Source organism: Streptomyces coryli (assembly GCF_011044975.1).
GTDB classification, from domain to species: Bacteria; Actinomycetota; Actinomycetes; order Streptomycetales; family Streptomycetaceae; genus Streptomyces; species Streptomyces coryli.
Genome location: NZ_JAAKZV010000059.1, coordinates 17757 through 36015 on the forward strand (window position 1 = coordinate 17757; position 18259 = coordinate 36015).

Below are 18259 nucleotides of genomic sequence, written 5' to 3' on the forward strand. Positions count from 1 at the left end.
ATGTCCCCGGGCGGGGGGCCGTCACGCGTTGTTCGCCGCTCAGCCGAAGAGCGCCGGAATCGTCGCTTCCCATACGGAGCGGAGCTCGCTCAGCGGCAGGCTGAACTGGCCCTGCAGCTCCACGGCATCGCCGTCCACCACGCCGATACGGGTCGCCGGCAGCCCGCGAGCGCCGCACATGTCCGTAAACCGGAGCTCCTCGCTCCGCGGCACCGCGACGACCGCGCGCCCCTGGGACTCGGAGAACAGGAACGTCGTCGCGTCCAGCCCGTCCGGCAGCACCAGCCGCGCGCCGTGGCCGCCCTTGAGGCAGGACTCCACGACCGCCTGGATCAGACCGCCGTCGCTCAGGTCGTGGGCGGCGTCGATCATGCCGTCCCGCGACGCCGAGATCAGGATCTCGCCGAGCAGCCGCTCCCGCTCCAGGTCCACCGCCGGCGGCTGTCCGCCGAGGTGGCCGTGGATGACGTCCGACCAGGCCGAGCCGCCGAACTCCTCGCGGGTGTCGCCGAGGAGGTACAGCAGCTGACCCTCCTCCGCGAAGGCCATCGGCGTACGGCGCGCGACATCGTCGATCACGCCGAGCACGCCGACCACCGGGGTCGGGTGGATGGCGGCGTCGCCGGTCTGGTTGTAGAGCGAGACATTGCCGCCGGTGACCGGCGTGCCCAGCTCCAGGCAGCCGTCCGCGAGCCCCTTGCAGGCCTCGGCGAACTGCCACATGCCGGCCGGGTCCTCCGGCGACGGGAAGTTCAGGCAGTCGGTGATCGCCAGCGGCTTGGCGCCGGTCGCGGCCACGTTCCGGTACGACTCCGCCAGCGCCAGCTGCGCACCCTGGTACGGGTCGAGCTTGGCGTAACGGCCGTTGCCGTCCGTGGAGATGGCGACGCCCAGGCCGGTCTCGTCGTCGATACGGATCATGCCGGAGTCCTCCGGCTGGGACAGCACGGTGTTCCCCAGCACGAAGCGGTCGTACTGCGACGTGATCCAGGACTTGTCGGCCTGGTTCGGGGACGCGACCAGCTTCAGGACCTGCCCGCGCAGCTCGTCGCCGTCAGCCGCCCGCGCCAGCTTCGACGCATCGTCCGCCTGCAGCGCGTCCAGCCACTCGGGCCGCGCCATCGGCCGCTCGTATACGGGGCCGTCGTGCGCGACCGTGCGCGGCGGGACGTCGACGATCTGCTCGCCGTGCCAGAAGATCTCCAGCCGGTCGCCGTCGGTCACCTCGCCGATGACGGTGGCGATGACGTCCCACTTCTCGCAGATGGCAAGGAACTTGTCGACCTTGCCCGGCTCCACGACCGCGCACATGCGCTCCTGCGACTCGCTCATGAGGATCTCCTCGGGCGAGAGCGTGGAGTCGCGCAGCGGCACATCGTCGAGCTCGACGCGCATGCCGCCGGTGCCGTTGGAGGCGAGCTCACTCGTCGCGCAGGAAAGCCCCGCCGCACCCAGGTCCTGGATGCCGACGACGAGGTCCTCGGCGAAGGCCTCCAGGGTGCACTCGATGAGCAGCTTCTCCTGGAACGGGTCGCCGACCTGGACCGCCGGGCGCTTGCTCGGCTTGCTGGAGTCGAAGGTCTCGGAGGCGAGGATCGAGGCGCCGCCGATGCCGTCGCCACCGGTCCTGGCGCCGTACAGAATGACCTTGTTGCCGACGCCCGCGGCCTTCGCCAGGTGGATGTCCTCGTGCTTCATCACGCCCACGCAGAGGGCGTTGACCAGCGGGTTGCCCTGGTAGCAGTCGTCGAAGACGACCTCGCCGCCGATGTTCGGCAGGCCCAGGCAGTTGCCGTAGCCGCCGATGCCCGCGACCACGCCCGGCAGCACCCGCTTGGTGTCCGGGTGGTCGGCGGCGCCGAAGCGCAGCGGGTCCATGACGGCGACCGGGCGGGCGCCCATCGCGATGATGTCGCGGACGATGCCGCCGATGCCGGTGGCGGCGCCCTGGTAAGGCTCCACGTACGACGGGTGGTTGTGGGACTCGACCTTGAAGGTGACCGCGTAGCCCTGGCCGACGTCCACGACGCCCGCCTGCTCGCCGATGCCGACGAGCATGGCGTCGGAGGCCGGGGCCTTGTCGCCGAACTGCTTCAGGTGCACCTTGCTGGACTTGTACGAGCAGTGCTCCGACCACATAACGGAGTACATGGCGAGCTCGGCGCCGGTCGGGCGGCGGCCGAGGATCTCGCGGATCTGCGCGTACTCGTTCTCCTTGAGGCCGAGCTCCGCCCAGGGGAGCTCGGTCTCAGGGGTCTGTTCGGCGTGCTTGACGCTGTCCAAAGTCATGCGCTGACCAGCCTCTTGAGGATCGAGGTGAAGAAGCCGAGCCCGTCGGTGCGGCCGGTGCCGATGAGCGGCTCGACGGCGTGCTCGGGGTGCGGCATGAGGCCGACGACGTTGCCGGCGGCGTTGGTGATGCCGGCGATGTCGCGGAGCGAGCCGTTGGGGTTGCCGTCCACGTACCGGAAGGCGACCCGCCCCTCGGCCTCCAGCTCGTCCAGGGTCCGCTCGTCGGCGGTGTAGCGGCCGTCGATGTTCTTGAGCGGGATGTAGATCTCCTGCCCGGACTCGTAATCCGCGGTCCAGGCGGTGTCCGCGTTCTCCACCCGGAGCTTCTGGTCCTTGCAGATGAAGTGCAGGTGGTTGTTACGGAGCATGGCGCCCGGCAGCAGATGGGATTCCGTCAGCACCTGGAAGCCGTTGCAGATGCCGAGCACCGGCATGCCGGCCTTGGCCTGCCCGATGACGGTTTCCATGACGGGCGAAAAGCGCGAGATGGCGCCGGCCCGGAGATAGTCGCCGTACGAGAAGCCGCCCGGAAGGACGACCGCGTCGACCTGGTGCAGGTCCTTGTCGCGGTGCCACAGCGAAACCGGCTCGGCGCCGGCCAGCTTGACGGCCCGCAGCGCGTCCCGGTCGTCGAGACTGCCCGGAAAAGTGACGACGCCAATACGGGTAGTCACTGCTGGTCCTCCACGCGCACGGTGAAGTCTTCGATGACGGTGTTGGCGAGGAACGTCTCGGCCATCTTGCGGATCTCGGCAAGGGCGGCTTCATCGGCCGGCCCCTCGATCTCGAGCTCGAAGCGCTTGCCCTGTCGGACGTCCGCGATCCCGTCGAAGCCCAGGCGCGGCAGCGCGCGCTGAACGGCCTGTCCCTGCGGGTCGAGGATCTCGGGCTTGAGCATGACGTCGACTACGACGCGTGCCACTGGTAGCTCCCGGTGGTGGTGTTGGGGCGGTTCGGCCAGCGTACCGGGTTCGAAAATCTACGCGAGTAGATATCCTCGGTTACGTTACAGCATCAGCACCGATACCCTCTTGGAAGGCAGCCGCAGAAATCGTATGGTCCAGATTGCGGCATGACACGCGGGGATAAATCAATCCGCTTCGCAATCAATGCTGCCGCTGTTAGAAATAAAAAGCACTGATCCATATCCCTCCGGATCTCCGAAACACCGCACGTCAGCGGCGCTCGGAGCCGTATGAAAGGACCGATTTCGTGGCGCAGCGCGTAGTGGTGACCCTGTCCGACGACATCGAGGGCGGCGACGCTTCCGAGACGGTCATCTTCGGTCTTGACGGGAAGTCGTACGAGATCGACCTCAACAAGACCAATGCAAAGAAACTGCGCACCGCGCTGGCCCCCTACCTCGAGGCCGGCCGCAAGCGTTCGAACTCGGGCAAGGCCTTCAAGCGCACCTCCCTCGCCCCCGACCCGGCGACGGTACGGGCCTGGGCGCAGTCGCACGGCAAGGAGGTCCCGGCCCGCGGGCGGATCCCGAAGCGGATCTACGAGGAGTTCGAGGCCGCGCACTGAAGTCCCGGAGTACGGGCCCGCAGCAACCGACTTGCGCCGCACCCCCGGCCGTGGGCTAGAGTCTGCGCAGCGCCGCAGGGCGGGTGAAAGCCCAGCCCCGGCCGCGCGGGTGTAGCTCAGTAGTAGAGCGCCCTCTTTCCAAGAGGGAGGCGCAGTGTGCGATTCCTGTCACCCGCTCGACTGCTGGTAGTATTCCGGCAGCACGCGGACGTAGCTCAGCTGGTAGAGCGCAACCTTGCCAAGGTTGAGGTCGCCGGTTCGAACCCGGTCGTCCGCTCGTGAATCGAAGGCCCTGGTCATTATGACCAGGGCCTTCGGCGTTCCCGGGGCCGTGAATGACATCTGTCATCAAGGCCGGTGACAGGCCGCACTCCCATACGTCCCCGCCCGCCGGGAGCCTGGAGTGCATGGGGAACGCAAGAGCAACAGACACCGTCATCGAAGTCGCCGGACTGCGGCGGAGCTACGGCGCGTACGAGGCCGTGCGCGGCATCGACCTCGCCGTCGGCCGCGGCGAACTCTTCGCCCTGCTGGGCACCAACGGCGCCGGCAAGACCTCCACCCTCGAGCTGCTGGAGGGCCAGGCCGCGCCCTCGGCGGGCCAGGTCCGGGTGCTCGGCCGGGACCCGTACCGCGATCGCGCCGCGGTGCGCCCGCGGATCGGGGTGATGCTGCAGGAGGGCGGCTTCCCGATGGAGCTGACCGTCGCGGAGACCGCGCGGATGTGGGCGGGCTGCACCAGCGGCGCCCGGCCCGTGACCGAGGCGCTGGAGATCGTGCGGCTGGCGGAGCGCCGGTCCGTAAGGGTCAAGCAGCTCTCCGGGGGCGAGCGGCGCCGTCTCGACCTCGCGCTGGCGCTGCTCGGGCGCCCTGAGGTGCTCTTCCTGGACGAGCCGACGACCGGCCTCGACGCGCAATCGCGCCGCGACACGTGGGAATTGATCCGGCAGCTCAAGGACAACGGCACGACCGTGGTGCTCACCACGCACTACCTGGAGGAGGCCGAGCAGCTGGCCGACCGGCTGGCGATCATGCACGGAGGGATGATCGCCTCCGCCGGCCGGGTCGCCGACGTCGTCGCCGAGCGGCCCTCGCGGATCAGCTTCGAGCTGCCGCCGGGCCACTTCCTGGGGGACCTGCCGCCGCTGGCGCCGCTGGGCGTCACCGGGCACGAGGAGACCGGCAGGTCGGTCCGGCTGGAGACCCGTGACCTGCAGCGCACCGCGACCGGGCTGCTGCTGTGGGCCGCCGACAAGGACCTGCAACTCCGGGCCCTGGACGCCCGCTCGGCGACCTTGGAAGAGGCGTTCATGCACATCGCGAAGGATCTGGAGGCGGCACGATGACCACCCTGACCCCGGCCCCGGCCGGCTCCACCAGCCGGCCCACCGCCGCCGGCGGCCGGCTCGCCGCCCTCGGGCGGGCCGAGCTGACGCTGCTGCTGCGCAGCAGGGCGACCCTGGTCACCGCGGTGCTGCTGCCGAGCGTGACGGCCTTCGCGATGCGCGGCATGGTCAAGGGCCTCGACCTCGGCGGCACCGGCCTGTCGGTCGCCACCGTCATGCTGCCCGGCGCGCTGGCGACGGCGCTGTTCTTCGCCGTCTATACGAACCTGGTCGGCGTGTACGTCGTACGCCGCGAGGGCCTCGTGCTCAAGCGGCTGCGCAGCGGTGAGGTGCGCGACTGGGAGATCCTCGTCGGCAGCGCGCTGCCCGCGCTGGCGGTGGCGTTCGTGCAGTCCGTGCTGCTGGCGGTCGGGTTGACCGTATTCCTGGACGCCGCGGCGCCGCCCGCGCCGCATCTGGTGGTGCTCGGGCTGCTGCTCGGCATGGCGATGCTGGTCGCGGGGGCGGCGCTGACGGCGGCGTTCACCCGTACCGCGGAGAGCGCGCAGCTGACCTTCCTGCCGTTCCTGCTGGTGACCATGGCCGCGTCCGGGGTCTTCGCGCCGCGCGAGCTGCTGCCGGACGCCGCGGCCGAGGTGGCGGACCGGCTGCCGTTCTCGCCGGTGATGGACCTGCTGCGGGGCGGCTGGACGGGGGACCTGGGTGCCGTCGATCAGCTGCGGCTGACGCTGCTGGCTTTGGTCTGGACGGGCGTGGCCGTGTTTGCTGTACACCGGCGGTTCCGGTGGGGACCGCGGAGTTGAGCGCCAAGGAGCGGCCGGGAATGAGCGTGGCGAGTTGGGTGGAGCGGCTCGGGGGCCCGGACGGCCCCGCCCGCTACCGCCGCTACACGCTCTCCAGCGTCGGCTTCTTCGCCGTCTTCGAGGCGGGGCTGTGGGTGTACTGGATCGCGGGGCGCACCGGAGACGGCGTCGGCGCGGTCGGGCTCACCTTGGTGGCGGTGCTGGGCGCGGCGCACGTCGGCGTCCAGCTGCTGCTCATCCGCGCGGCCCTGCGGCACTATCTCGGCGCCGGGCCCCGGCCCGACGGGCTGGTCGCGCTGTTCACCGCGGTGACCCTCGCCATCGCCGCCCTGGGCTGCGTGCTGCTGGCCGACGGCCGTATCGATGACAAGGACCTGGGGCCGTACCTGCTGTGGCTCCTGATGTTCTCCGCCGGACCGCCGGCCCTCGCGCTGCCGCTCCGCGCCGGCGCCGTGCTCATCGCGGCGGTGATGGTGGTGTCGATCGGAGCGGGCGCCGCGACCGGTATGTCGGGCGAGCCGCTGGCCCTCGTCATCGGCGTCAGCGTGATCCTGGTGCCGTTCATGGCGGCGGCGATGCGCCTATCCGGCTGGGCCGTGCACCTCGTCGAGGAGCTGGTCGCGGCCCGGGAGACCCAGTCCCGGCTCGCCGTCGCCGAGGAGCGGCTGCGCTTCAGCCGGGACCTGCACGACGTGCTGGGCCGCAATCTCGCCGTCGTGGCGCTGAAGAGCGAGCTCGCGGTCAAGCTGGCGCGGCGCGGCCAGGAGGCGGCCGTCGACCAGATGGTGGAGGTGCAGCGGATCGCGCAGGAGTCGCAGCGCGAGATCCGTTCGCTGGTACGGGGCTACCGCGCCGCCGACCTGCACGCCGAACTGGCCGGCGCCAGGTCCGTACTCGAAGCCGCCGGGATCGACTGCCGGATCGAGGAAGGCCCGGCCGGGCGGCTGCCCGCCGAGACCCAGTCGGCGCTCGGCTGGGTCGTCCGCGAGGGCACCACGAATGTGCTGCGGCACGCGTCCGGCGCCTCGCGCTGCGAGGTGTCGGTGCGCGCGACCGGCTCGGGCGCGGTGGCGCTGGTGATGGCGAACGACGGGGCCGTGGCCGCCGACGCGGGCACCGGCACCGGGCTGCCGGGCCTGCGCGAGCGGCTGGCCGACCTGGGCGGCACGCTGGCCACCGAGCGGCGTCCGGACGGCACCTTCCGGCTGACGGCACAGATCCCCTGGGAGGACGAAACGTGATCAAGGTGCTGCTGGCCGACGACGAGCACCTCATCCGCGGCGCGCTCGCCGCGCTGCTCGCCCTCGAGGACGACATCGGCGTGGTCGCCGAGGCGGGTTCGGGCGACGAGGCGCTCGCCATGGCCCGGGCGCACCGCCCCGATGTGGCCGTCCTCGACCTGCAGATGCCGGGACCCGACGGCATCGCGGTGGCGGCACGGCTGCGCGCCGACGTGCCGGAGTGCACGCCGATGATCGTCACCAGCCACGCCCGCGCCGGCGCACTGAAGCAGGCCCTCGCCGCGGGCGTGCGCGGCTTCGTACCCAAGACGGTGTCGGCGCAGCGGCTCGCCGAGATCATCCGTACGGTGCACGCCGGCGGCCGCTACGTCGACCCGGAACTCGCGGCCGACGCGATCGCCGCGGGCGACTCCCCGCTGACCGAGCGCGAGGCGGAGCTGCTGGAGCTGGCGGCGGACGGGGCGCCGATCGCCGAGATCGCGGCCCGCGCGGCGCTCTCGCCCGGAACCGTACGGAATTACCTCTCCGCCGCCGCGGCGAAGCTCGGCGCCGAGAACCGGCACGTCGCGGCCCGGCTGGCCCGCGAGCGCGGCTGGCTGTGACCCTGCTCGCGCCCTTGCCGCAGCGGCCTGGAGCACGAAATACGTCGGTTATAGTTGGAGCAGTGCGGACGTAGCTCAGCTGGTAGAGCGCAACCTTGCCAAGGTTGAGGTCGCCGGTTCGAACCCGGTCGTCCGCTCCAACAGCCGCGATGCGGCAGATGCAGCAGGCCCCGGTCATGGTGACCGGGGCCTGACGCGTTTCTGTGCCAGGATCGGTTACGCCATGACTGCGACGACCGAAACCACGACGACGGCCCCCGAGGCCCTGCACGCACCCGTCATCGACTGGTTCGACGGCTGCGCCCGCGACCTGCCCTGGCGCCGCCCCGAGGCCGGCGCCTGGGGCGTGATGGTCAGCGAGTTCATGCTGCAGCAGACGCCCGTGAACCGGGTGCTGCCCGTATACGAGCAGTGGATGACGCGCTGGCCCCGCCCCGCCAACCTGGCCGACGAGGCCCCCGGCGAGGCGGTCCGCGCCTGGGGCCGGCTCGGCTATCCGCGCCGCGCCCTGCGCCTGCACGCCGCCGCCGTCGCCATACAGGAACGCCACAACGGCGATGTCCCGCGCCGGCACGCCCAGCTGCTCGCGCTGCCCGGCATCGGCGAGTACACCGCGGCGGCGGTGGCCTCGTTCGCGTACGGACAGCGCCATCCCGTCCTGGACACCAACGTCCGCCGGGTCTACGCCCGGGCGATCAGCGGCACCGAGTTCCCGCCCGGCGCCACCACGGCCGCCGAGCGCCGCATCGCCCGCGAGCTGCTGCCCGACGACGACGACACCGCCGCGCGCTGGGCGGCCGCCTCGATGGAGCTGGGCGCGCTGGTGTGCACCTCGCGCAACCCGTCGTGCCACGCGTGCCCCATCGCGCAGCAGTGCGCCTGGCGGCAGGCGGGCTCGCCCGCGTACGAGGGCCCGCCGCGCCGCGGCCAGACCTACGCGGGCACCGACCGCCAGGTCCGCGGCCGGCTGCTGGCGGTGCTGCGCGAGGCGGACGGGCCGGTGCCGCAGGCGGCGCTCGACCAGGTGTGGGACGAGCCCGTGCAGCGGGCGCGGGCGCTGGACGGGCTCGTATCGGACGGGCTGGTGGAGCCGCTGGCGGACGGGGTGTACCGGCTGCCGGGGGCGTGAGCCGTCAGTCGCGCGCCTGGGTGAGCGAGTACCAGTTGCCGTTGTCGTCCCGGAAGATCGCTTCGATCCCGTACGGGCGCTCCTGCGGCTCCTGGATGAACTCCACGCCCTTGTCCTTCAGCTCCCGGTAGGTGGCGTGGCAGTCCTTGGCGCGGAACGCCCCGGCGCCCAGCACGCCCTTGCTCACCAGCTTGGTCAGCGCCTCGGCCGACTCCGGGTCGAGGCCGGGGCCGTCGGGGCGCATCAGGGCCAGCGAGACGTCCGGCTGGTCGGGTGCGCCGACGGTGATCCAGTGCATGTCCGGACCCATCTCGACGTCGTCGCGGACCTCGAAGCCGAGCTTGTCGGTGAAGAACTTCAGGGTCCGCTGCTGGTCGGTGGTCCAGACGGTGGTGAGGGCAAGGTTCGTAATCATGCTTTTACGGTAGGCAGCGCCCGGCTCACCGCGCTTCTCCAGAATTGCGCTCTGTCTCCTCGATCCGCGGCTTGAAGCCGCCCGTCCACAGCAGCGCGAAGCAGCCGGGAATCAGCGCGGCACCCTTCCCGACGTGGGTGCGCCGGTACTCCCCCGGCGTCTGGCCGGTCTGCTTCTTGAAGGCGGTGGAGAAGCTCCCCAGACTGGCGAAGCCGACCAGAGTGCAGATCTCCGTCACGGACAGATCGCAGGTGCGCAGCATGTCCTGGGCCCGGTCGATGCGCCGCCGGGACAGGTACTGCCCGGGCGTCTCCCCGTACGCCGCCTTGAAGGCGCGGACGAAGTGGTAGCGGGAGTAGCCGGCGGCCGCCGCTGACGCGTCCAGGTCGAGCTCCGGGTCGGCGAAGTCCCGGTCCATGGCGTCCTTGGCCAGGCGGAGGCGGCGCAGGTCGTTCGGGTGCACGCCTTTGAGCGTAAGAGCCCGTGAAGAAGGCCGCGTCCCCTCCGCCCGCTACTGCGGAGGGGACGCGGCCGGTCTCGGGTGGGCGGTCAGGCCTTCACGGCCTCGCCCTCGACGGCGGCCTGCGGTGCGTCGTCGCCGTCGCCCTTCTTCTTCGGGGCGGCGCCCTTCAGCGGCACCTCCTTGACGAACCAGGTGGCCAGGAAGGCGAGGAGCGCGACGCCCGCGCCCCACAGGAACACGTGGTGGGTGCCGGCGGAGACGGCGTGGAAGTAGGCGTCCTTGATCTGGCCCGGGAGCCCCGCGATCGCCTCCGGCGGCAGCTGGGCGTTGCCGGAGAGCTTCGCCGCGGCCTCGGGGGAACGCTCCTTCAGGGTGTCCGCGACCTGGCTGCTGAAGATCGAGCCCATCAGCGCGACGCCGAAGGAGCCGCCGATCGTACGGGTCAGGGTGATCGTCGACGAGCCGGAGCCCATGTCGCGCATCTCCAGGCTGTTCTGGCCGACCAGCATCGTGGTCTGCATCAGGAAGCCCATGCCGGCGCCGAGGATGGCCATGAAGATGCCCGAGGTCAGGCGGGTGGTGCCGGTGCCCATGGTGGACAGCAGGTACATGCCGAGGACCATCAGGGCGCCGCCGATGATCGGGAAGACCTTGTACTTGCCGGTCGAGGTGATGACGCGGCCGACGAAGAGCGACACGATCATGACCGGCAGCATCATCGGGAGCAGCAGCAGGCCGGAGTTGGTGGCGTTCGCGCCCTGGACGCTCTGCTGATAGAGCGGCAGGAAGGTGGTCCCGCCGAACATCACGAAGCCGACGATGAAGCCGACGACGTTCATCAGGGAGAAGTTGCCGTTCTTGAAGATCCGCAGGGGGATGATCGGCTCCGCGGCCCGCGTCTCCGCCCAGATGAAGGCGGCGAGCGCCACGACGCCGGTGATCGCCAGGCCGATGATCTGGACCGACGCCCAGTCGTACTCGGTGCCGCCCCACGAGGTGACCAGCACCAGCGCGGTGAGCCCGACGGAGAGCAGCCCCGCGCCCAGGTAGTCGATCTTCGCCTTGATCCGCTTCTTCGGCAGGTGCAGCACGGAGGAGATCACGAAGAGCGCGACCACGCCGAGCGGCAGGTTGATGTAGAAGGCCCAGCGCCAGCCGAGGTGGTCGGTGATGGTGCCGCCGACCAGCGGGCCGCCGATGGTGGCGATGCCCATGACCGCGGCCATCATGCCCTGGTACTTGCCGCGCTCCCGCGGCGGCACCAGGTCGCCGATGATCGCCATGACGCCGACGATCAGACCGCCGCCGCCGAGGCCCTGCACGGCGCGGAAGGCGATGAGCTGGCCCATGTCCTGTGCCATGCCGCTCAGCACGCTGCCGATCAGGAACAGCACGATCGAGGACATGAAGATGCCCTTGCGGCCGTACATGTCGCCGAACTTGCCCCACAGCGGGGTGGAGACGGCGATGGCGAGGGTGTAGGCGGTGACGACCCACGAGAGGTGGTCCAGGCCACCGAGCTCGCCGACGATCGTGGGCATAGCGGTGCCGACGATCAGGTTGTCGAGCATGGCCAGCATCATGGTGATCATGAGGCCGAACATCACGAACCAGATGTTCTTCTGCGGTGGTGCTTCCGGTATCGCGTCCGGAACCGCGTCGTTCTGCTGAGACATACCCCGTCCCCTTACTTACTTGTCGTCCGGCTAGTTGGCTACACTGGAGAAGGTACGCAGCCACTAGCCGGTCGTCAAGTTAGTATGGTCAAGGCTCGGCAAACACCAGGTAGAGGAGCGAAGCGGATGGGCAGCAGGGGTGACACCCGCCAGCGGATCCAGGACGTAGCACTGGAGCTCTTCGCCGAGCGCGGGTACGAGAAGACGTCGCTCCGGGAGATCGCCGAGCGGCTCGAGGTCACGAAGGCGGCGCTGTACTACCACTTCAAGACCAAGGAAGACATCCTGATCAGCCTCTTCGAGGACCTGACCCGGCCCTTGGACGAGCTGATCGCGTGGGGTGAGAAGCAGCCGCGGACGCTGGAGACGAAAAAGCTGCTGCTGTCCCGCTACAGCGAGGCGCTGCAGGACTGCTCGGAGCTTTTCCGCTTCATGCAGGAGAACCAGGCGACGGTGCGGGAGCTGAACATCGGGGAGCGCTTCAAGGAGCGCATGATCACGATGATGGGCCTGCTCCGCGACAAGGACGCGAGCCTCAAGGACCAGGCGCGCTGCGTGACGGCGCTGTTCAGCATGCACGCCGGCATGTTCGCCATGAAAGACGTCGAGGGCGACCCCGAGGACAAGCGGAAGGCTGTCCTCGAAGTCGCCCAGGAGCTGGTGAGTGCGGCTCACCACGCGTAATCCGCTCAGAACTTCACGCCCTTGTTCTGCAGGAAGACGATCGGGTTCACGGCCGAGCCGTAGTACGGCGTGGTGCGGACCTCGAAGTGCAGGTGCGGGCCGGTCGAATTGCCGGTGGTGCCGATCAGGCCGATGACCTGGTTGGTGCTGACCTTCTGGCCCAGGCTCACGTTGATCTTCGACAGGTGGCCGTACTGGGTGTACACGCCCTCGGCGTGCTTGATCACGATGTTGTTGCCGTAGGCCCCGCCCCAGCCCGCCTCTACGACGGTGCCGCCGTGCGCGGAGTGCACCTTGGTGCCGGTCGGCGCGGCGAAGTCCTGGCCGGAGTGCTTGGCGGCCCAGCGGGCGCCGCCCTGGTTGTACTGCCCGGTGAAGGTGTACGGGTCGCTGACCGGCGAGACCCAGGAGGGGGCGGCGTTCGCCACGCCGGCGCCGGTAAGGGCTATCGCAACGCCGACGCCGGCGGCGGTGAACTTGGCACGCTTAGACATTCCGGATTACCTCTCAGATTGGGACGACCAATCATTGGTAACCCGTAATTCCGAGGCACCCAAAAATGCCGGTTACTAGCTCCGCTCGTAGCGGCAGATAGGGCATTACGGCCCTTGCCTCAGGACGTGGAAGCCCTCCGTCGCGCCCGCTCTGAGCTGCGGTGTCTACACAGAGGCCCAAAGACCCCAGGCCGACCGGGCCGAAGGTCCGGGCCTTTGGAAAGGCGCACCTACTAAACACCCTAGTATGTGGAAAATGACTGTGCTACATGCCACAACAAAAGAGCCGCCCCGGACCCTTTCGGGTCCGGGGCGGCTCTCGCGTTGAGCGCCGGGAGGCGCTTACGCCTCCTTGCTGAGGTTCGGCCCGGCAGTGCCGCCCGCGGCGGCGTCCACCGGCGGAGCGTCGGGCAGCGCCGACTTCTCCTCGCCGCGGAAGGTGAAGGTGGCTTCCTCGCCCTCGCCCTCCGTGTCGACGACCACGATCTGACCGGGGCGCAGCTCGTTGAAGAGGATCTTCTCCGAGAGCGTGTCCTCGATCTCGCGCTGGACGGAACGGCGCAGCGGCCGGGCGCCCAGCACCGGGTCGAAGCCCTTCTTCGCCAGCAGCTCCTTGGCCGCCGTCGAGAGCTCCAGGCCCATGTCGCGGTCCTTCAGACGCTCATCCAGCTCGGAGATCCGCAGATCCACGATCTCGATGATGTTGTCCCGCGTGAGCTGGTGGAAGACCACCGTGTCGTCGACACGGTTCAGGAACTCGGGGCGGAAGTGCTGCTTCAGCTCCTCGTTGACCTTGGACTTCATCCGCTCGTACCCGGTCTTGACGTCGCCCTGGGCGGCGAAGCCCAGGTTGAAGCCCTTGGAGATGTCCCGGGTGCCGAGGTTGGTCGTCATGATGATGATCGTGTTCTTGAAGTCCACGACCCGGCCCTGGGAGTCGGTCAGGCGACCGTCCTCCAGCACCTGCAGCAGCGAGTTGAAGATGTCCGGGTGCGCCTTCTCGACCTCGTCGAAGAGCACCACGGAGAACGGCTTGCGCCGCACCTTCTCGGTCAGCTGACCGCCCTCTTCGTAGCCCACGTAGCCGGGCGGCGAACCGAACAGCCGCGAGACCGTGTGCTTCTCCGAGAACTCGGACATGTCGAGCTGGATCAGCGCGTCCTCGTCGCCGAAGAGGAACTCCGCGAGGGTCTTCGACAGCTCGGTCTTACCGACACCGGACGGGCCGGCGAAGATGAACGAGCCACCGGGACGCTTCGGGTCCTTCAGACCGGCCCGAGTACGGCGGATCGCCTGCGAGAGCGCCTTGATGGCGTCCTCCTGGCCGATGACCCGCTTGTGGAGCTCGTCCTCCATCCGCAGCAGACGCGAGGACTCCTCCTCGGTCAGCTTGAAGACCGGGATACCCGTCGCCGTGGCCAGGACCTCGGCGATCAGCTCCTCGTCGACCTCGGCCACGACATCCATGTCGCCGGCCTTCCATTCCTTCTCCCGCTTGGCCTTCGCGGCCAGCAGCTGCTTCTCCTTGTCGCGGAGGCCGGCGGCGAGCTCGAAGTCCTGGGAGTCGATGGCCGACTCCTTCTCCCGGCGCACGTCGGCGATCTTCTCGTCGAACTCGCGCAGGTCCGGCGGCGCGGTCATCCGGCGGATACGCATCCGGGAGCCGGCCTCGTCGATCAGGTCGATCGCCTTGTCCGGCAGGAAGCGGTCCGAGATGTACCGGTCGGCCAGGGTGGCCGCGGCCACCAGCGCGGCGTCCGTGATGGAGACGCGGTGGTGGGCCTCGTAACGGTCCCGCAGGCCCTTGAGGATCTCGATGGTGTGCTGCAGCGAGGGCTCGGCGACCTGGATCGGCTGGAAGCGGCGCTCCAGGGCCGCGTCCTTCTCCAGGTGCTTGCGGTACTCGTCCAGCGTGGTGGCACCGATGGTCTGCAGCTCGCCGCGCGCCAGCATGGGCTTGAGGATCGAGGCCGCGTCGATCGCGCCCTCGGCCGCGCCCGCGCCGACCAGCGTGTGCAGCTCGTCGATGAACAGGATGATGTCGCCGCGGGTGCGGATCTCCTTGAGCACCTTCTTCAGGCGCTCCTCGAAGTCACCGCGGTAACGGGAGCCGGCGACCAGGGCGCCGAGGTCCAGGGTGTAGAGGTGCTTGTCCTTCAGGGTCTCGGGCACCTCGCCCTTGACGATGGCCTGGGCAAGACCCTCCACGACGGCGGTCTTACCGACGCCGGGCTCACCGATCAGGACCGGGTTGTTCTTCGTACGGCGCGACAGCACCTGCATGACGCGCTCGATCTCCTTCTCGCGCCCGATGACCGGGTCGAGCTTGGATTCGCGCGCCGCCTGGGTGAGGTTGCGGCCGAACTGATCAAGGACCAGGGAAGTGGAGGGGGTGCCCTCCTGCGGGCCGCCGGCGGTGGCGGCCTCCTTGCCCTGGTAGCCCGACAGCAGCTGGATGACCTGCTGGCGGACGCGGTTGAGGTCGGCGCCCAGCTTCACGAGGACCTGGGCGGCGACGCCCTCGCCCTCGCGGATCAGGCCGAGCAGGATGTGCTCGGTGCCGATGTAGTTGTGCCCCAGCTGAAGGGCCTCGCGGAGCGACAGCTCCAGCACCTTCTTGGCCCGGGGGGTGAAGGGGATGTGGCCGGACGGGGCCTGCTGGCCCTGGCCGATGATCTCCTCAACCTGCTGGCGGACCGCCTCGAGCGAAATCCCGAGGCTCTCCAGGGCCTTAGCGGCGACACCCTCACCCTCATGGATCAGACCCAAGAGGATGTGCTCGGTGCCGATGTAGTTGTGGTTGAGCATCCGGGCCTCTTCTTGGGCCAGGACGACAACCCGCCGCGCGCGGTCGGTGAACCTCTCGAACATCGTTATCGCTCCTCAGAGCGGTCAGGCAGTAAAGGGGTCGGTCCCCTCCCTGTCCTTCCGCAGCTTAGTCCCGCAAGCGGGGACCGCTCATTCCAACTGCCGACACCCGTCCATGGCCTCCTGCCCGAACAGCCGACAACAGCTCCAACCCGATGGTGCGGAACGATGTTCCCCCAGGCCAGGCATATACGCTCATTGCCGCTACGCCCATGGCGAACGCGAGCCATCCGCGACCATCGGGTCCATCGCTCTCACTAGCCAAGTCTTACCCGTTAAGGGTGCGGGCCCATGCGATTTCGGGCCTGCTTCCCTGCGCTAACGGCGAACAAGCTTGCGCTCCATCCCGGTACGCACCGATACGCACCGCGACCGACCGGCGTTCAGCCGTAACTCTGCGTGGTCGGTGGCCGTTGATCCGGGCATGACCGCACCTGCCCCGGCGCTGCCGCGCCAGCGCGTACCGGCGCCGTACGGAGACGTGCTCGACGTCCCGGCCGCGGCCGGCTTCGCGGTGCTGGGCCGCCGCGGGCTGCGTACGGGCCCGGTGGCCCGGCGGGGGCGGCGGCTGCGGTTCCTGGTGGCGCCGGGCAGCGCGGCGCTGGTGCCCGAGCTGCTGGACTGGCTGGAGTGGGGCGGGATTCCGCTCGATCTGCGGGCCTTCCCCGGGGCCGAGGCGGCCTGGGAAGGGGCGGTGTGGCTGCGGCCGCCTGCGCCCGACGTGGCGGCGCGGCTGCCGGCGATGCGGCTGGGCGGCGCGGCCCCCGGGGCGCCGGATCTGGTGCGGCTGGTGGCCGCGGCGGCCACTGCCTGTCACCGGACGACGCTGCTGTATCCGGCCCTGGGGCGCCCTGCGGCCGCGTCCCGGTAAGCGGCCGGAAATAGCTGACGGGGGCGCCTAAGGGGCGCCCCCGCTCTGAAATAAAGCCGTCGCTTACGCGGCGGACTCAGCCGTTGGCCTTCTCGTAGGCCTCACGCACCGAGGCCGGAACGCGGCCGCGGTCATTGACCTCGTAGCCGTTCTCCTTCGCCCAGGCGCGGATCTTCGCGGTGTCCTGGCTGCCGCCGGAAGCGGCCGCACGACCCTTGCCACGAGTGCCACGGCCACCGGTACGGCGGCCCTTCGTGACAAACTGCTCCAGCGCGCCACGGAGCTTGTCGGCGTTCTTGGTGCTGAGGTCGATCTCGTACTGCTTGCCATCAAGCGCGAACGTTACGGTCTCGTCCGCCTCGCCGCCGTCGAGGTCATCCACTAGAAGGACCTGAACCTTCTGTGCCACCGGGCATCCCTTTCATCGAAAACAACGAGTACTGGGCGAAAGCAAACCCCCTTTTCGGAGAAAACACAAACCCTGGACAAGAATCGACCGCAAGTGACCGGACAATAAACGCGCTAATTCGGACATATCGGGTTGGAGTCGAGGGTTAGAGCTGAAGCAGCATGCGGCTGTTCCCGAGAGTGTTCGGCTTCACCCGCTCCAGCCCCAGGAACTCCGCCACTCCCTCGTCATAGGAGCGCAGCAGCTCGCTGTAGACATCACCGTCCACGGGCGTCTCGCCGATCTCGGTGAAGCCGTGCTTCCCGAAGAAGTCGACTTCGAAGGTCAGGCAGAAAATCCGCCGTACGCCGAGCCACCTCGCGGTCTGCAACAACTTGTCGAGAACCAGGTGTCCGACCCCGCCGCGCTTGGCCCGCGGGTCCACCACCAGGGTGCGGACCTCGGCAAGGTCCTCCCACATCACATGCAGCGCGCCGCAGCCGATGACCTCGGCATCCGCGTCGCGTTCCGCGACCCAGAACTCCTGGATGTCCTCGTAAAGCGTGACGGTCTCTTTGCCGAGCAGGATCCCCTCACCCGCGTACGGATCCAGCAGCCGGCGGATGGCCTGGACGTCACTGGTCCTGGCTCGCCGGACCGTGACCTGATTGGAAAGCGTGGGCATGACCGGACGTTATCGCTCGGACACATCCGGTGTGTCACCGGGTTGCTCTAGATGCACAACGCGTAACGCATCCCGCAAGGCCTCGATCTGTTCCTGGGACATCATCCCGAAGAAGGCGACAAGAGCGGCCGCCGGGTTGTCGCTGGCGGCCCAGGCCTCGTTCATGAGGGCGGCGGAGTAGGCGGCGCGGGTGGAGACCGCCTCATATCTATAGGCGCGGCCTTCGGAAGAGCGGCGCAGCCAGCCCTTCTGATGGAGGTTGTCCATTACGGTCATGACCGTCGTGTACGCGATGGAACGGTTCTGCTGGAGATCCTCCAGGACTTCCCGGACGGTGACCGGCCGGTTCCACTCCCACACCCGGGTCATGACGACGTCTTCGAGTTCTCCCAATGGGCGCACCACAGGTAGAACCCTAGCCGGAATGCGGAGTTCCCGCCTTTAGAAGGGCGAGTAGGGCGTTTCGGACATGCCCCTGGTGAGGCGGGTCAGCCCGCAGACTTCTGCCGGGTCGCCTCCGCCTGAGCGATGGAGGCGTCCACGGCGGCGTCTTCCTTGGCCTTGTTCGGGCCGCCCTGGTTCTTCACGATCTTCACGATCAGGACCGTGAAGAAGATCGCCATGACCGTCGGGGGCACGAGGGCAGAGACGTAATCCATGCCGCTCAGCCTACGCTCAGGCGGTCCGCGCCTGGGGCAGCAGGTCCTGCGGAGCGGGCGGCTGCTTGCGCCGGGGCGGGAAGACCTCGGCGGGCGTGGGCACCGGGCGGCCG

At 69.2% G+C, this 18259-nt stretch carries 20 protein-coding genes and 3 tRNA genes; 11 read left to right on the plus strand and 12 right to left on the minus strand.

Annotation, left to right across the window (positions count from 1 at the left end; genetic code table 11):
* Positions 1–39: 39 nt before the first annotated feature.
* Genes purL through purS form a run of 3 tightly spaced genes read right to left on the minus strand, consistent with a single transcriptional unit; the run spans position 40 to position 3214 of the window.
* Entirely contained in the window at positions 40–2289 is a 2250-nt protein-coding gene (gene purL, locus G5C51_RS15695) for a phosphoribosylformylglycinamidine synthase subunit PurL (protein WP_165237673.1), read from the minus strand.
* Positions 2286–2966 carry a phosphoribosylformylglycinamidine synthase subunit PurQ gene (purQ, locus tag G5C51_RS15700; protein WP_165237675.1) on the minus strand — a complete coding sequence of 227 codons (681 nt, stop codon included), beginning with the start codon at positions 2964–2966 and terminating at the stop codon, positions 2286–2288. Before purQ ends, purL begins: the two co-directional genes overlap by 4 nt.
* Entirely contained in the window at positions 2963–3214 is a 252-nt protein-coding gene (gene purS, locus G5C51_RS15705) for a phosphoribosylformylglycinamidine synthase subunit PurS (RefSeq protein WP_165237677.1), read from the minus strand. Before purS ends, purQ begins: the two co-directional genes overlap by 4 nt.
* Positions 3215–3504: 290 nt before the next feature.
* On the opposite strand from purS, the gene G5C51_RS15710 reads away from it, so the two are divergent.
* The 9 genes from G5C51_RS15710 (at position 3505) to G5C51_RS15750 (ending at position 8943) form a co-directional block, all read left to right on the plus strand.
* A complete protein-coding gene (locus G5C51_RS15710) occupies positions 3505–3822 on the plus strand; it encodes an Lsr2 dimerization domain-containing protein (protein ID WP_165237679.1) in 318 nt (105 codons plus the stop codon).
* A 105-nt stretch (positions 3823–3927) separates the two neighbouring features.
* A tRNA-Gly gene (locus G5C51_RS15715) sits at positions 3928–3999 on the plus strand.
* Between the two features lie 27 nt (positions 4000–4026).
* Positions 4027–4099, plus strand: a tRNA-Gly gene (locus tag G5C51_RS15720).
* A gap of 130 nt (positions 4100–4229) precedes the next feature.
* Positions 4230–5168, plus strand: a complete 939-nt coding sequence (locus G5C51_RS15725) for an ABC transporter ATP-binding protein (RefSeq protein ID WP_165237680.1) — start codon at positions 4230–4232, stop codon at positions 5166–5168.
* Positions 5165–5971: an ABC transporter permease gene (locus tag G5C51_RS15730; RefSeq protein WP_165237681.1), complete on the plus strand. Its 807-nt coding sequence runs from the start codon at positions 5165–5167 to the stop codon at positions 5969–5971. The genes G5C51_RS15725 and G5C51_RS15730 overlap by 4 nt, the downstream gene beginning before the upstream one ends.
* 20 nt (positions 5972–5991) lie before the next feature.
* Positions 5992–7212, plus strand: a complete 1221-nt coding sequence (locus G5C51_RS15735; protein ID WP_165237682.1) for a sensor histidine kinase — start codon at positions 5992–5994, stop codon at positions 7210–7212.
* Positions 7209–7814, plus strand: a complete 606-nt coding sequence (locus G5C51_RS15740; RefSeq protein ID WP_165237683.1) for a response regulator — start codon at positions 7209–7211, stop codon at positions 7812–7814. The genes G5C51_RS15735 and G5C51_RS15740 overlap by 4 nt, the downstream gene beginning before the upstream one ends.
* Before the next feature lie 64 nt (positions 7815–7878).
* A tRNA-Gly gene (locus G5C51_RS15745) sits at positions 7879–7954 on the plus strand.
* Positions 7955–8037: 83 nt separating this feature from the next.
* The gene (locus G5C51_RS15750) at positions 8038–8943 is read left to right on the plus strand and encodes an A/G-specific adenine glycosylase (RefSeq protein ID WP_165237684.1); all 906 of its coding nucleotides are present in this window, start codon (positions 8038–8040) and stop codon (positions 8941–8943) included.
* A 4-nt stretch (positions 8944–8947) separates the two neighbouring features.
* Here G5C51_RS15750 and G5C51_RS15755 read toward each other — a convergent pair whose 3' ends face one another.
* The 3 genes from G5C51_RS15755 to G5C51_RS15765 all read right to left on the minus strand — a co-directional run bounded on the left by G5C51_RS15755 (position 8948) and on the right by G5C51_RS15765 (position 11497).
* Positions 8948–9358 (minus strand): VOC family protein, encoded by a 411-nt coding sequence (locus G5C51_RS15755; RefSeq protein ID WP_165237685.1) that lies wholly within the window; start codon positions 9356–9358, stop codon positions 8948–8950.
* A 25-nt stretch (positions 9359–9383) separates the two neighbouring features.
* Positions 9384–9776 (minus strand): helix-turn-helix transcriptional regulator, encoded by a 393-nt coding sequence (locus G5C51_RS15760; RefSeq protein ID WP_165237707.1) that lies wholly within the window; start codon positions 9774–9776, stop codon positions 9384–9386.
* A gap of 131 nt (positions 9777–9907) precedes the next feature.
* Complete coding sequence (locus G5C51_RS15765; protein ID WP_165237687.1) at positions 9908–11497, minus strand: DHA2 family efflux MFS transporter permease subunit; 1590 nt, start codon at positions 11495–11497, stop codon at positions 9908–9910.
* Positions 11498–11623: 126 nt separating this feature from the next.
* Here G5C51_RS15765 and G5C51_RS15770 point away from each other — a divergent pair, with 126 nt between their 5' ends.
* On the plus strand, positions 11624–12181 hold the full coding sequence (locus G5C51_RS15770) for a TetR/AcrR family transcriptional regulator (protein WP_165237689.1): 558 nt from the start codon (positions 11624–11626) through the stop codon (positions 12179–12181).
* Between the two features lie 5 nt (positions 12182–12186).
* Here the strand turns inward: G5C51_RS15770 and G5C51_RS15775 are convergent, their stop codons facing one another.
* Positions 12187–12675, minus strand: a complete 489-nt coding sequence (locus G5C51_RS15775; protein ID WP_165237691.1) for a M23 family metallopeptidase — start codon at positions 12673–12675, stop codon at positions 12187–12189.
* A gap of 342 nt (positions 12676–13017) precedes the next feature.
* A complete protein-coding gene (locus G5C51_RS15780) occupies positions 13018–15546 on the minus strand; it encodes an ATP-dependent Clp protease ATP-binding subunit (protein ID WP_165237693.1) in 2529 nt (842 codons plus the stop codon).
* Between the two features lie 421 nt (positions 15547–15967).
* On the opposite strand from G5C51_RS15780, the gene G5C51_RS15785 reads away from it, so the two are divergent.
* Positions 15968–16414, plus strand: coding sequence for a hypothetical protein (locus G5C51_RS15785; RefSeq protein WP_165237695.1), 447 nt, complete (start codon positions 15968–15970; stop codon positions 16412–16414).
* A 76-nt stretch (positions 16415–16490) separates the two neighbouring features.
* On the opposite strand, the gene G5C51_RS15790 is transcribed toward G5C51_RS15785, so the two are convergent.
* The 4 genes from G5C51_RS15790 to G5C51_RS15805 form a co-directional block, all read right to left on the minus strand.
* The gene (locus tag G5C51_RS15790; RefSeq protein WP_165237697.1) at positions 16491–16823 is read right to left on the minus strand and encodes an Lsr2 dimerization domain-containing protein; all 333 of its coding nucleotides are present in this window, start codon (positions 16821–16823) and stop codon (positions 16491–16493) included.
* A gap of 145 nt (positions 16824–16968) precedes the next feature.
* Complete coding sequence (locus G5C51_RS15795; RefSeq protein WP_165237699.1) at positions 16969–17487, minus strand: amino-acid N-acetyltransferase; 519 nt, start codon at positions 17485–17487, stop codon at positions 16969–16971.
* 9 nt (positions 17488–17496) lie between these two features.
* Positions 17497–17892, minus strand: coding sequence for a BlaI/MecI/CopY family transcriptional regulator (locus G5C51_RS15800; protein ID WP_165237701.1), 396 nt, complete (start codon positions 17890–17892; stop codon positions 17497–17499).
* Positions 17893–17975: 83 nt separating this feature from the next.
* Positions 17976–18146, minus strand: a complete 171-nt coding sequence (locus G5C51_RS15805; protein ID WP_165237703.1) for a hypothetical protein — start codon at positions 18144–18146, stop codon at positions 17976–17978.
* Positions 18147–18259 lie beyond the last annotated feature (113 nt).

Bases quoted from the DNA above. Each gene is read 5' to 3' on its own strand.
- purL (WP_165237673.1), bottom strand. From the start codon at position 2,289: ATGACTTTGGACAGCGTCAAGCACGCCGAACAGACCCCTGAGACCGAG.
- G5C51_RS15725 (WP_165237680.1), top strand. From the start codon at position 4,230: ATGGGGAACGCAAGAGCAACAGACACCGTCATCGAAGTCGCCGGACTG.
- G5C51_RS15730 (WP_165237681.1), top strand. From the start codon at position 5,165: ATGACCACCCTGACCCCGGCCCCGGCCGGCTCCACCAGCCGGCCCACC.
- G5C51_RS15735 (WP_165237682.1), top strand. From the start codon at position 5,992: ATGAGCGTGGCGAGTTGGGTGGAGCGGCTCGGGGGCCCGGACGGCCCC.
- G5C51_RS15750 (WP_165237684.1), top strand. From the start codon at position 8,038: ATGACTGCGACGACCGAAACCACGACGACGGCCCCCGAGGCCCTGCAC.
- G5C51_RS15755 (WP_165237685.1), bottom strand. From the start codon at position 9,358: ATGATTACGAACCTTGCCCTCACCACCGTCTGGACCACCGACCAGCAG.
- G5C51_RS15760 (WP_165237707.1), bottom strand. From the start codon at position 9,776: ATGGACCGGGACTTCGCCGACCCGGAGCTCGACCTGGACGCGTCAGCG.
- G5C51_RS15765 (WP_165237687.1), bottom strand. From the start codon at position 11,497: ATGTCTCAGCAGAACGACGCGGTTCCGGACGCGATACCGGAAGCACCA.
- G5C51_RS15770 (WP_165237689.1), top strand. From the start codon at position 11,624: ATGGGCAGCAGGGGTGACACCCGCCAGCGGATCCAGGACGTAGCACTG.
- G5C51_RS15775 (WP_165237691.1), bottom strand. From the start codon at position 12,675: ATGTCTAAGCGTGCCAAGTTCACCGCCGCCGGCGTCGGCGTTGCGATA.
- G5C51_RS15780 (WP_165237693.1), bottom strand. From the start codon at position 15,546: ATGTTCGAGAGGTTCACCGACCGCGCGCGGCGGGTTGTCGTCCTGGCC.
- G5C51_RS15785 (WP_165237695.1), top strand. From the start codon at position 15,968: ATGACCGCACCTGCCCCGGCGCTGCCGCGCCAGCGCGTACCGGCGCCG.
- G5C51_RS15795 (WP_165237699.1), bottom strand. From the start codon at position 17,487: ATGCCCACGCTTTCCAATCAGGTCACGGTCCGGCGAGCCAGGACCAGT.
- G5C51_RS15805 (WP_165237703.1), bottom strand. From the start codon at position 18,146: ATGGATTACGTCTCTGCCCTCGTGCCCCCGACGGTCATGGCGATCTTC.